We start from the raw sequence: 12,801 nt of genomic DNA on the forward strand, positions 1-12,801 counted from the left end.
AAAAATAGAGTGATGAAAAAAGTAACAATAAACAGTGTGGCAAGTCATGCTGGTGTTTCTAAAAAAACCGTATCACGCGTTTTAAATAACGAGCCTAATGTTAGTGCTGCAACCCGAGAAAAGGTGCTTGCGGTATTTAAAGAACTCGATTACACCCCAAATCCAATTGCACGAGGCCTCGCACAAAATCGTAGCTTTATTATTGGGTGTCTTTACGATAACCCAAGTAAAAGCTACATTACTCGCGTGCAAACGGGTGCTTTAGAAGCATGTAAAGAAAATAACTATAATTTATTGATACATCCTTGTGAGTTTCGTGGTGAAGCCCTTATAAATAATATTGAGCAATTACTACAGACTTCTCGATTAGATGGCATAGTGCTAACACCTCCTTTTGGTGATTTTGCTGAGCTTGTTGCTTTTTTAAAATCTAAAAAAATTCCTTACGCAAGAGTTGCTTCAGCTTTACTTCAAGATGATTCTATTTCAGTTCGTAGTAATGATGAACAAGGCGCATTTGAAATTACTGAGCATCTAATTAGCCTTGGGCATAAATCTATAGCGTTTATTAAAGGGCACCCAGATCACAGTGCCACGCAACAACGCTTTAAAGGCTACAGGCGTTCACTTGCAAGCCACGGAATAGAGTTTGATGAGCGCTTAGTAGAGGAGGGTAACTTTAGTTATCACTCAGGTGTCGACAGCGCACGCAGTATTTTAGATTTGTCTCCTAGGCCAACAGCCGTATTTGCATCAAACGATTACATGGCGGCAGCGGTATTAAAATTAGCTACCCAGCGGCAATTAAAAGTGCCGGATGACATTTCAATAGCCGGCTTTGATAATGCACCCATTGCACGTCATATTTGGCCTGGTTTAACGACTATTGCACAGCCCGTTGAAGAGATGACTAAACAAGCCGTAACTCAACTTATTTCACACATAGCTCAACCACAAGAACAGCCTTATCAGGTAACGCTTGAGTCACGCTTGATTACACGCGAGTCTACTTCTGCGATAAAATAGTGAGTTAAAAACACTTTCACAGTAGCCCGAATATGAGTGACGCTTATTCGGGCTTTTTTTTGCGCTGAACTTGCTAAAATATACTTTGTGCCTAAAAATCAATTAGGTCATTATTCGGTCATGTTAAAATATTAAACTATTTTTGTTACCCGGGGTTGACACCGGTGTCATTGCTATGCGTTAATACAGTGACACCGGTGTCAGGGCTGTTGTGAGAGGCTCCCTGGTAGCGTACCTTTGAACGGGTAAATCAAAGATGCTCAGTACAGTTATTTACGTGGAGTCTGTAGTTGCTACTGAGCCTTTATCCTCTAACTAATAGAGATGAGTTAAATTATGTTACATCCTCGTATTCAAGAAGTTACCCAGCGCGTTATCGAACGCAGTAAAAATACCCGTCAAGATTATTTAGAACGTATTTCGCACGCAAAAAAACAAACAAGAGTTCGTGCCGGTTTAGGTTGCGGAAATATAGCCCATGTTATGGCTGCATGTAGCAGTGATGACAAAGCGCGCTTAAAGGCTGATGAGCAGCCAAATCTTGCTATTATCAACTCATATAACGATATGTTATCGGCTCATGTGCCATACAAAGATTACCCAGATTTAATTAAAGACATTGCTACTAAATACGATGCTACAGCACAAGTTGCTGGTGGTGTTCCTGCAATGTGTGATGGTGTTACGCAAGGGCGTGACGGCATGGAACTTTCGCTTTTTTCTCGTGATGTAATTGCTATGTCTACTGCAATATCGCTTTCTCACGATGTGTTTGATGGCGTTTTTTGTTTAGGTGTTTGCGACAAAATTGTCCCGGGTTTATTAATTGGTGCATTGTCGTTTGGTCATTTACCTGTGTTCTTTTTACCAGCAGGTCCAATGCAATCAGGTATTCCTAATAAAGAAAAAGCACGTATTCGTCAAAAATTTGCACAAGGTTTAGTAAGTCGCGAAGACTTATTAGAGGCTGAAAGCGCGTCTTATCACAGCGCAGGTACTTGTACGTTCTACGGTACTGCAAACTCAAACCAAATGTTAATGGAAATAATGGGCTTACACCTTCCTGGTAGTTCGTTTATTAATCCTTACACTGAGCTTCGTGATGGTCTTACAGGTAATGCTGTAGAAACTATGCTTAAGCAGCTTACAGATGATAAAGAAAGCCCGTGTTTGGCCGATGTGATCAGCGAAAAAACGATTATAAACGGTTTAGTAGGCCTGCTTTCTACAGGTGGTTCTACTAACCATGCAATTCATATTGTTGCGATAGCAAAAGCGGCGGGCATTCAGGTTACGTGGAAAGATATGTCTGATTTATCAGAAGTTGTACCACTACTTACACGTATTTACCCTAACGGCTCTGCAGATGTAAACCACTTCCAAGCAGCTGGCGGTATGGGTTTCTTAATGCGAGAGCTAGCAAGCGCTGGTTACTTACACACAGACGTTAAAACAATGCTAGGCGATGGTTTAGCACCTTACATGACAGAGCCTCGTTTGGATAAAGACGATAGCCTGATCATGAGCAACTCAACCGGCCCAACTAAAGTTAAATGGGTAGATTGCCCAGCAAACTCACACGATGAAGAAGTACTTCGCCCAGTGAGTAACCCTTTTAGTAAGCAAGGTGGTCTGCAACTTCTAACGGGTAACTTAGGTAAAGCTGTTATTAAAGTGTCAGCTGTTGCTATTGAACATCAGGTTGTTACTGCTCCTGCAAAAGTGTTTAGCTCACAAAGTGCTCTGCAAGATGCATACACGCGTGGCGAATTAAACCAAGACTTTATTGCCGTGCTAAAAGAGCAAGGCCCTAAAGCGAAAGGTATGCCAGAGCTACATAAATTAACGCCAGTAATGGCAACGCTTCAAGATGAAGGCTTTAAAGTAGCCATTGTTACTGACGGTCGTATGTCGGGTGCATCAGGTAAAGTACCAGCTGCTATTCACTTAGCACCAGAGGCAGTAGAAGGCGGCATTATTGCTAAAATTCGAGAAGGTGATTTAGTTACACTTGATGCGCCAAACGGAATATTAAAAGTACACGTTAGCGACGAAGAACTTGCTAAACGTGAAGCAGAACTTAGCCTGCCAAGTGCAACATTTGGTACAGGTCGCGAATTATTTACTGGATTTAGAAATATCGTAAGCAGTGCCGATTTAGGCGCGAGTGCTTTTGGACTTGAATAAATATTAGCCATACTGGGTAATGAGGAACAAGTAATGAGTATTGAAAAAATCTTAGCATCGGCACCCGTAGTGCCAGTGGTTGTAATCGAAAAATTAGAAGATGCAGCACCACTTGCAAGAGCGTTATATAACGGTGGCTTAAAAGCCTTAGAAATAACACTACGTACACCTATTGCTGCAGAAGCTGTAAAGCTGATGAAAGCAGAAGTACCTGAAGCCTATGTAGGTACTGGTACGGTAGTAGATAAAGCAAGTTTTGATCTTTCGGTTGCCGCAGGTGCAGATTTTATGGTGAGTCCAGGTGTGAGCGATGAGCTTATTGCTTTGGCTAAAACATCAGATATACCATTTTTACCAGGCGCTGCAACTGCAAGTGAAGTTATGCAACTTGCGTCGCATGGTTTTAAGTATTTAAAATTCTTTCCTGCAGAAGCTGCAGGCGGAACAGCAATGCTTAAATCAATCGGTGGCCCATTACCACATATTACTTTTTGCCCAACTGGTGGCATTAGCCTAGCAACTGCACCGAACTATTTAGCGCTTAACAACGTTATTTGTGTGGGTGGTACGTGGATGCTAGATAAACAACTAATTGAAAATAAAGACTGGCAAGCAATTGAAGCGCTTGCTCGCCAAGCAAGTGAACTTAAATAGGAGTCTAAAATGATTAATGTAGCAATTAACGGTTACGGCCGTATCGGTAGAAATGTTTTACGTGCACTTTATGAGTCAGCTCAAAACAGCGAAATTAAAATTGTAGCAATTAACGATTTAGCACCAGCTAACGTTAATGCACATTTAACGCAGTATGACTCAGTTCATGGTCAATTTTCTAAAAAAGTAACACTTGAAAATAACACCATGTTAATTGACGATGACGTAATTACGTTAACGCAAGAACGCGACCCTGCAAATTTACCGTGGAAAGCACTAAACGTCGATATCGTTTTAGAATGTACTGGTTTTTTCACTAAACGTGATGACGCTGCTAAGCATATTACAGCGGGTGCTAAAAAAGTAATCGTTTCTGCTCCAGGTAAAGATATGGATGCAACAGTGGTTCATGGTGTAAACAGCGATGTAATTAACGCTGATAGCCAAATCATCTCAAATGCATCGTGTACTACTAACTGTTTAGCACCACTTGCAAAAGCAATTAACGACACTGTAGGTATTGAAAAAGGGAGTATGACAACTATTCATTCTTATACGAATGATCAAAACCTATCTGACGTATACCACCCAGATCTATACCGTGCTCGTAGTGCAACTCAATCTATGATCCCAACTAAAACAGGTGCTGCGGCAGCTGTTGGTTTAGTATTACCAGAACTTGCTGGTAAATTAGACGGTATGTCGGTACGTGTACCTACAATCAACGTATCTTTAGTTGATTTTACGTTTATTACTAAGCGCGATACGACTGCAGAAGAAATCAATGCAATCATGAAAGAAGCATCAACGGGTTCAATGAAAGATATTTTACAATATAATGAGCTTCCGCTTGTTTCTATCGACTTTAACCATAACCCAGCGTCATCTATCTTTGATGCAACGCAAACTAAAGCCGATGGCAATCTAGTTAAAGTAATGGCTTGGTACGACAACGAATGGGGTTTCTCAAACCGCATGTTAGACCAAGTTAAAGCATTAGGTGCGTTTTTATAATACAGCCCTAATGATGTAAAGTTTTAGCTTTATCCAACCAAGCCACGCATTGCGTGGCTTTTTTGCGTTTGGTTTATCTGTATATTTGCAACTCAGACTATGGAGGGAACTATTTGTATTTTTTATACCCTAAATTTTGTTAATATGTGGGTGTGTAAATCAATGGAATTTCGTTGTATTTAATCAACTCAACGAAGCAAGGAATAATAAAAATGATCAGAGCTTTATCACGAAAGGTATTTCGCACAAATCATCTTCAGATAGGTGAGGGCAACATAAGTGGCTACATAGCCTGCTTTTTAGCAATACTGAGTTGCTTAGGCGTATTAGCGTTTCACTTTCCTGAATACTTAACCACACCAGAACTGAGAAAAAGCTACAGTGTCGACTTTTTACGTCAGCTTATGTTTGCATCATTATTGGTCTCGGGCAGTTTAGGATTACTTAACTTTGTACGCAATACCAATAAGCGTTTAGGGGCTACAGCGTGGTTTTTTATTATTCTGGCAATTATGTTTGGCGGACCAAACGTTGAGGTAAATGAGTTTGCCACCAACACACCTTACATAGGGCTCGATTGGTTTATTTTAGATTTACTCGGCTCAACACTCATATTTATTGTTATTGAAAAGCTGCTACCCCATCGAAAAGAGCAAAAAATATTACGTAGCGAATGGCGAGGCGATTTAAACCACTTTTTTGTAAATCATTTAATTATTGGTTTTGTGTTACTCGTTACTAACCACTTTGTGCATTATGGTTTTGGCTGGGCTGTATCATCTACAGTACAAGGTTATATAGAGCAAACACCATTTGTAGTGCAGTTGTTTTTAATAATACTCGTGGCTGATTTAATGCAGTATTGGGTGCATCGTGCTTATCACGAAGTCCCTTTATTATGGCGCTTTCATGGCGTACATCACAGTGCTAAAGAAATGGATTGGTTAGCGGGCTCTCGCCAACATATTCTTGAAATACTCGTAACGCGCAGCTTAGTGCTCACACCCATATTTGTACTTGGATTTTCACAGCAAATAATTAGTTTATACGTAATAATTGTGGGTTTACAGGCTGTGTTTAACCATGCAAATGTGCGTGTGAAATTTGGTTGGCTAAAATATTTTATGGTTACACCGCAGTTTCACCATTGGCATCATGCGTCAGATAAAGCTGCGATTGACCGCAATTACGCTGCGCATTTTTCGTTTTTAGATTATGCGTTTGGTACTGCTGTTAAAGGTCAAAAGGAGTGGCCAGAAGCATATGGCGTAGTTGGGGATTACATGCCGGTAGGTATGCTTAAGCAACAGGTTTATCCGTTTAAGCGTACTAAATGAGTACAGCTAATTGAACAAAGATAAACTAAAAAAAGAGCAACGCGTTACACGTTGCTCTTTTTTTAATTCATTCAATTAATATTGAATTTATTTTAGCTCTGCTAGTAACTCAGTAAATTTAGGTCTTTGATTTAACAAAGGCTGCACAGCGCGGCTTACAATATCGGACATTTTAACAAAGAGCTCACTTTGTCTATCATCGCCAGTTACCGTGCCTAATAAGTCTTCAATTAAACACCCTAATGCACGTACTTCAATTAACTCCATTTGCTTTTGTTGATAATCACTTAACATGGCTAAGTTTGTAGCTGCACCAAAATCACCAAATAATACATCAGCATCTTTGTTTATCATGGTGTTATGCGCATACACGTCGCCATGGCTTACTTTATGAATATGCAAATGGTGTAGGGTATTTACCATTTGCTGTGCAATCTTTAAAATAGCCTGAGTTGAGTAATGGCAATCATCATTAAAGGTGTCACGCGTACAGGTTTCAAGGCTTGGAGGTAAACCTAAGTTGCAAAAGCCTTCACCTATAAGCTCCATCACTAAACCAAGTTGCTCACTTTGCTCAATGTAGGCAAGTACCTTGATTAAGTTAGCGTGATCGCCTGCTTGTAAGCAGCAATTTACTTCATCAAGTGGGTAGCCGTCGCTGGTAATTGCGCCCTTGAATAACTTAATCGCTACAGCGTTATCAACCGATTTTGCTAAATGAATAACGCCAGATGCACCTTGACCAATAACATGACTAAGCGTGTAATCGTCAAGAGGTTTATTTTCTAAGCTGCACTTTGTAAGGCACTGGGCTTTATTAAAATCGTTACCGGCAAACGCAAGCCAAGCAAGTTTAGGCAGTTCAAACAGCCAGTCGTCTACGTGTGTTAAGTTATTAGCAGAGAGCCTAACAAGCTCGAGGTTTTTACACTGCGCCATGCTACTTGGCAGTTGCTTAAGTTGATTGCCCGCAAGCGCGAGCTTTTTAAGTTGGGTGTAATTACCAAAGTCTTCAGGCAATTCGCTTAACGTATTATCGGTGAGTATGAGCCACTCAATATTTTTTGGCAGGCTGTTTAAAGCAAACTCAGAAATTTGGTTACCCTTAAACGCGACCATAATTAAAGCAGGGCATTTAGCCAGCACAGTAGGAATATGCTTAAACTGATTAAACGATAAAAATACTCGCTTCAGGCGTGTTAAACAGGCAAATTCATCAGGTAGTGTTGATAAGTTATTATTTGATAAATCGAGTACTTCGAGCGTGTCAGCTAAGCTAAAAATCTCTTCCGGGAATATTGTTAACTCTTCTACTAATTGCAGGTGAGTAGCACCAGCAAGTTTGCCACTTTTAAGCTCTTTAAGGGAGTTCATATTAATACCATGTTCTAAAAATGAAAAAGCCAACATAGCTGTTGGCTTAAAGTCGTTCTAACTTAGTAAATCAGGTTTTAGAATTGCGCGTTATGGTAAACGTTTTGTACGTCGTCGCAATCTTCTAGCATGGCTAAAAAGCGTTCCATAACTTCAACATCTTCGCCTTCAATCGGCGTTTCAATTTGTGGCACAAAGCTAATTAGGTCTTCGTCAAATTCAGTCACGCCCATTTCTTCAAGCGCTGTACGTGTGTTGTTGTACTCTGTGTGAGGAGCAAAAACAGTGACTTTACCGTCATCTACTTCTACGTCAGTTACATCAACATCAGCCATCATAAGAGCTTCAAGTACTGCTTCGTCGTCATCACCGTCAAATACAAAAATAGCAAGGTGATCAAATAAATGTGAAACAGAGTTTTGAGCGCCAATTTTAGCATTTGCTTTAGTAAAACAAACACGTACATCAGCAAAGGTACGCTTGTTGTTGTCTGTTAAACAGTCAACAATAATCATACAGTTACCAGGGCCGTAACCTTCGTAACGTGTTGCTGAGTAGTCTTCGCCGCCGCCACCTTTTGCTTTGTCGATTGCGCGGTCAATAACGTGTGCTGGTACTTGGTCTTTTTTAGCGCGTTCAATTAAACGACGTAATGATAAGTTACCATCTGGATCTACACCGCCGTTTTTAGCACAAATATAAATTTCTTTGCCGTACTTAGAATAAACTTTAGTTTTAGCACCCGCAGTCTTAGCCATTGAATCTTTTTTGTTTTGGTAAGCTCTTCCCATCTGCGTTTCGCCTTAATATATGTAAATAATAGAATAAAATTATAATGCGTATTCTAAAGGTAAATGCATTCAAGGGCTAGTAAGTATTAAAGCCGATTAAAACTGTAGCGTTTAAAGTCCATCTAAAGTGTATTTTATTGAGGCGTTTTGGCGCTGATTTAAAGAGGATTTTCAGAGCAAATTTAATCAAATAAAAAGGCAACTTATTTAATGAGTTGCCTAATTGAGTAATAAAATTAAACGAGGCAAATTAATAGCCTCATATATTACTTACCAAATACGTACACGTTCATCTTCAGGAAGGTATAACTCATCGCTTGGTTTTACATCAAACGCTTTGTACCATGCATCGTGGTTACGCGGCGCTTGTGCTCTAAAGCGACCTGGTGCATGTGTGCCACCACGCAGTTGGTTAAGCATGCTTTGCTCAGTACGTTTTTCTTTCCATACTTGTGCCCACGCAAGGAAGAAACGTTGATCGCCAGTCACGCCGTCTATTACAGGCGCTTCTTTACCATTTAAACTTAGCTTGTACGCATGATAGGCCATTGATAAGCCACCCACATCACCAATGTTTTCGCCAAGGCTATTTCGACCATTAACAAAATTACCTTCAATTGGTTCGTATTTACTGTACTGGGCAGCCAGTTGATCTGCTTTTTTGTCAAATGCAGCGCGGTCAGCATCAGTCCACCAGTTACGTTGCACACCGTTTTCGTCTGATTTTGAACCTTGATCGTCAAATCCATGACCCATTTCGTGACCAATTACAGCGCCAATACCGCCATAGTTTACAGCCGGATCGGCATTTGGATCAAAAAATGGCGGTTGTAATATCGCAGCCGGAAATACAATTTCATTAAACGAGCTATTGTAGTAAGCGTTTACGCGTTGTGGCGTCATGCCCCAGCGGTTACGGTCTGTTTTTTGTAGCTCTTTTTCAACACTTTCTGCGTGGAAAAACTCACGCATGTTTTTCACATTACCAATTAAATCGTTTTTAGTAATGCTTAAACCGTCATAAGACTGCCATACATCGGGGTAACCAATTTTTGGTACAAATGCAGCCAGTTTAGCGCGCGCATTTACTTTAGTTTCATCGCCCATCCACTCTAGGTTATCAATACGTTCACCAAGGGCTGTACGAAGGTTTTCAACTAGCTCTGACATTTGTTGTTTTGATGACTCAGGGAAGTAACGCGCTACGTATATTTTACCAATAGCAAAACCAAGCGAACTTGTGCCCGACATTTCACTTATTGCACGTTTCCAACGAGGGCGAGGCTCTTGCTGTCCGTTTAGTTCTTTACCAAAAAAAGCAAAGTTAGTATTAAATACGTCTTCTGATAGTAAACCTGCGTTACCGCTAATAGCGTGATACGTTAGGTAGTCTTTCCATACTGCAATATCTTCTTGATTGATTAGCTCAATCATCGCTTTTATTGGTTCAGGCTGAGATACATTTAACTGAGGTACTTTATAACCTGTTTGCGCAAAATATAAATCCCAGTTAAAGCCAGGATAAGCAGTGCTTAAATCGGCACGTTCAACTTGGTTTAAGGTTAAATCGCGATTACGACGCTTTTCACGTGGCCAGTGACCTTGTGCAATTTTGGTTTCAAGATCAACAATTGCTTGAGCGCGCTCAGCGGTATTTTCGACTCCTGTAAACTCAAGCATGTCAGCAATGTGAGCAACGTAAGCTGCTCGGGTTTTTACAAAGCGCTCAGCGTCTTCAAGGTAGTAAGAGCGATCTGGTAAGCCTAAACCACCAGCACCTAGTGACATTTCATATTTGTTAGGGTCTAGGCGATTAAACCACATACCGCCGCCAAAAGGGGCTTTATTACCGGTTAACCAAGACTTACCAAACATTTCAGCTAAATCGTCAGTCGACGATATATCATTAATTTCACTTAACAATGGCTTAATAGGCGCTACACCTAGTTTATTAAGTGTTTCGGTATCCATATAGGCATTGTAAAAATCAGCAACGAGTTTTTCTTCTGCGTTTAAATCTTTACGTGCGGCTATTTCTTCAATAATAGCTTTAACATCGTCTTCACTGCGCTCAGCTAATCCTGAAAATGCACCGTAGCGGGTTTTATCTGCAGGCATTACGTAGTTGTCATACCACGTGCCACTGGCATACATAAAAAAATCATCGCCTGGTTTAACGGCTTCGTTGCGGGCTGTTAAATCAACACCAAAACTACCTAACTCTGCTTTCTCTGCTACTGCTGCAGTGGCTACTTTAGGTTGTTGCTCGTCTGTTTTTGTTGTTTGCGGCTCTGAACAACCGGTAATAAATGTGGCAGCTAATGCTGCGGCAATTAAACTCTTTTTCATTACTTACTCCTGAGTATCACTGATTGAATTAAAGCAGCAGTGAATCATTTTTATTGTTACGAATATTTAACTTATCGATTGTTATTGATATTAATCAGACAAACAAACCTTTTGAGGTGAATCACCACAGTGCTCGATAAAACTAATATAGAGGAAAAGAGAAAGGCTAATAGGCGCTATAAAAGCTTTATTTAGCTCGAATACTTGAAAGTATCCGAGCTAAGAGGGGTCACACACTATTTATTTTTTATGCTGAAGCTCCCACATACGGGCATATTCTCCGGCGAGTGTAAGTAACTCATCGTGCTTACCTTGCTCAATAATTCGTCCGGCTTTGAGCACAATAATGGTGTCTGCATCGGTAATAGTAGAAAGGCGATGAGCAATAACAACGCTCGTATGGTTACTGGCAACTTCACGCATTGCCGCGAGTATTGCTTGCTCAGAATGAGAATCGAGGGCAGATGTTGCTTCATCAAAAATTAAAATAGGGGATTTTTTCAAAATGGCGCGCGCAATAGCAATACGCTGTTTTTCGCCGCCGGATACTTTTAAACCGCGCTCGCCAACCAGTGTTTTATCGCCTTTATCAAGTGTCGCTATAAAGTCTTTTAAATGCGCCATAGCAATGGCTTCATCAATTTCTGTATCGCTTGCTGATGGTCTACCGTAAGCGATATTTTCACGAATAGTGGTGTTAAACAACACGGTGTCTTGCGGGACTATTGCAATGGCTTTTCGTAAACTATTAAGTGTTACTGAGTTTATTGCTTGATTATCGATACTAATTTCACCAGCGCTTACATCATAAAAACGATAAAGCAGTCGCGCTAATGAACTTTTACCAGCACCACTGGCACCAACAATAGCTACCTTACTGCCAGCTTTAACGCTAAAGCTAAGGTTATTAAGAATAGGGCGATGCGCATCGTAACTAAAACTTACATTATTAAATGTTATTTCACCTTGGCTAATATTGAGCTCTTTAGCATTAAGTGCATCGGTTATTTGTGGTTTTTTATTTAATAGTCCAAGCATGTTTTCAAGGTCGGTTAGGGCACGCCTTATTTCGCGGTACACAAAACCTAAAAAGTTAAGCGGTAAAAACAATTGAATCATATACGCGTTAATCATCACAAGTTCACCAATAGAAAGCGTACCTGCAACTACCTCGCTTGAGCCCAACCACATTAACGCGGTAATAGCACAAGCAATAATAAGTGCTTGGCCTGAGTTGAGGGCGAGCAGCGACATTCTATTTTTTAAACGGGCTTTTTCCCAGTTTGCTAAAAAGGTGTCGTACGTTTTTGCTTCAAACTGTTCGTTATTAAAATACTTTACAGTTTCATAATTAAGCAAGCTGTCTATTGCGCGGGTATTACTTTGATTGTCGGCAGCATTTGCTTCTCTAATAAAGCGGTTTCTCCACTGGGTAACCACCACAGTAAAGGTAATATAAATAGCGACTGCCAGTAATGTAATAAGCGCAAACCAAACAGAAAACAACGTGCCAAAAATAATCGCAACGGTCAGTATTTCAAACAAAGTAGGCACAATATTAAACATTAAAAAGCGCATTAAAAAGCTTAACCCGCTCGTACCGCGTTCTATATCACGGCTAATGCCACCGGTTTGCCTATCTAAATGAAAAGCCAGCTCAAGTGAGTGCAAATGCTTAAATACTTTTAAACCAATATCACGCATAGCGTGCTCGGTTACACGAGAAAATACAGCATCTCTTATTTCACCTAAAAATACGCTAGCAAAACGCAGTCCACCGTACATCAATAACAATAAAGCAGGAATAACTAACAGTGGGTTAATTGACTTATCTACAGAGTCTATTATTTCTTTAAGTGCCCAAGGCATTAAAAGCGTGGCACCTTTTGCGCCTATAAGCGCCATAAGTGCAATAAAAACACGGCCTTTAAATTTTGTAAGGTAGGGCCACAGTGTTTTTACACTTTGGCGTAAATTCATGGCGTCTGGTCGTTTTTCACTGCTTTGTTTGGAGCGCATTCAGTATCTCAGAATTGGTATGTGGGTAGATAAAATCACTTATAAGTTAA

Annotated in this window: 9 protein-coding genes; 5 read left to right on the forward strand and 4 right to left on the reverse strand. The window is 40.4% G+C overall.

Translation table 11 applies throughout. The features are described from left to right. Positions 1–12 precede the first annotated feature (12 nt). The 5 genes from I6F43_RS09075 to I6F43_RS09095 all read left to right on the forward strand — a co-directional run bounded on the left by I6F43_RS09075 (position 13) and on the right by I6F43_RS09095 (position 6,218). Positions 13–1,026, forward strand: coding sequence for a LacI family DNA-binding transcriptional regulator (locus tag I6F43_RS09075; RefSeq protein ID WP_010555045.1), 1,014 nt, complete (start codon positions 13–15; stop codon positions 1,024–1,026). Between the two features lie 336 nt (positions 1,027–1,362). Then, positions 1,363–3,213, forward strand: coding sequence for a phosphogluconate dehydratase (edd, locus tag I6F43_RS09080; RefSeq protein ID WP_007582619.1), 1,851 nt, complete (start codon positions 1,363–1,365; stop codon positions 3,211–3,213). Positions 3,214–3,246: 33 nt separating this feature from the next. Next, positions 3,247–3,867 carry a bifunctional 4-hydroxy-2-oxoglutarate aldolase/2-dehydro-3-deoxy-phosphogluconate aldolase gene (gene eda / locus I6F43_RS09085; protein WP_002959756.1) on the forward strand — a complete coding sequence of 207 codons (621 nt, stop codon included), beginning with the start codon at positions 3,247–3,249 and terminating at the stop codon, positions 3,865–3,867. 9 nt (positions 3,868–3,876) lie between these two features. Beyond that, positions 3,877–4,881: a type I glyceraldehyde-3-phosphate dehydrogenase gene (gene gap / locus I6F43_RS09090; RefSeq protein WP_007582622.1), complete on the forward strand. Its 1,005-nt coding sequence runs from the start codon at positions 3,877–3,879 to the stop codon at positions 4,879–4,881. Positions 4,882–5,093: 212 nt separating this feature from the next. Further along, complete coding sequence (locus I6F43_RS09095; RefSeq protein ID WP_197101972.1) at positions 5,094–6,218, forward strand: sterol desaturase family protein; 1,125 nt, start codon at positions 5,094–5,096, stop codon at positions 6,216–6,218. An 87-nt stretch (positions 6,219–6,305) separates the two neighbouring features. Here the strand turns inward: I6F43_RS09095 and I6F43_RS09100 are convergent, their stop codons facing one another. The 4 genes from I6F43_RS09100 to I6F43_RS09115 form a co-directional block, all read right to left on the reverse strand. Then, entirely contained in the window at positions 6,306–7,628 is a 1,323-nt protein-coding gene (locus I6F43_RS09100) for a leucine-rich repeat-containing protein kinase family protein (protein ID WP_442960236.1), read from the reverse strand. A 41-nt stretch (positions 7,629–7,669) separates the two neighbouring features. After that, positions 7,670–8,383, reverse strand: a complete 714-nt coding sequence (locus I6F43_RS09105; RefSeq protein ID WP_010555049.1) for a YebC/PmpR family DNA-binding transcriptional regulator — start codon at positions 8,381–8,383, stop codon at positions 7,670–7,672. A gap of 270 nt (positions 8,384–8,653) precedes the next feature. Next, positions 8,654–10,732 carry a M13 family metallopeptidase gene (locus I6F43_RS09110; protein WP_197101976.1) on the reverse strand — a complete coding sequence of 693 codons (2,079 nt, stop codon included), beginning with the start codon at positions 10,730–10,732 and terminating at the stop codon, positions 8,654–8,656. Positions 10,733–10,972: 240 nt separating this feature from the next. Next, on the reverse strand, positions 10,973–12,751 hold the full coding sequence (locus tag I6F43_RS09115; RefSeq protein ID WP_197101978.1) for an ABCB family ABC transporter ATP-binding protein/permease: 1,779 nt from the start codon (positions 12,749–12,751) through the stop codon (positions 10,973–10,975). Between the last annotated feature and the right edge of the window lie 50 nt (positions 12,752–12,801).

Origin of the sequence: Pseudoalteromonas sp. NZS71_1 (assembly GCF_015864305.1) — a bacterium.
Classification (GTDB): Bacteria; Pseudomonadota; Gammaproteobacteria; order Enterobacterales; family Alteromonadaceae; genus Pseudoalteromonas; species Pseudoalteromonas arctica.

What these genes read in the sequence shown, in the direction of transcription:
- I6F43_RS09095 (WP_197101972.1), top strand. Translation starts at nt 5,094, where the DNA reads ATGATCAGAGCTTTATCACGAAAGGTATTTCGCACAAATCATCTTCAG.
- eda (WP_002959756.1), top strand. Translation starts at nt 3,247, where the DNA reads ATGAGTATTGAAAAAATCTTAGCATCGGCACCCGTAGTGCCAGTGGTT.
- I6F43_RS09115 (WP_197101978.1), bottom strand. Translation starts at nt 12,751, where the DNA reads ATGCGCTCCAAACAAAGCAGTGAAAAACGACCAGACGCCATGAATTTA.
- gap (WP_007582622.1), top strand. Translation starts at nt 3,877, where the DNA reads ATGATTAATGTAGCAATTAACGGTTACGGCCGTATCGGTAGAAATGTT.
- I6F43_RS09100 (WP_442960236.1), bottom strand. Translation starts at nt 7,628, where the DNA reads ATGTTGGCTTTTTCATTTTTAGAACATGGTATTAATATGAACTCCCTT.
- I6F43_RS09110 (WP_197101976.1), bottom strand. Translation starts at nt 10,732, where the DNA reads ATGAAAAAGAGTTTAATTGCCGCAGCATTAGCTGCCACATTTATTACC.
- I6F43_RS09105 (WP_010555049.1), bottom strand. Translation starts at nt 8,383, where the DNA reads ATGGGAAGAGCTTACCAAAACAAAAAAGATTCAATGGCTAAGACTGCG.
- I6F43_RS09075 (WP_010555045.1), top strand. Translation starts at nt 13, where the DNA reads ATGAAAAAAGTAACAATAAACAGTGTGGCAAGTCATGCTGGTGTTTCT.
- edd (WP_007582619.1), top strand. Translation starts at nt 1,363, where the DNA reads ATGTTACATCCTCGTATTCAAGAAGTTACCCAGCGCGTTATCGAACGC.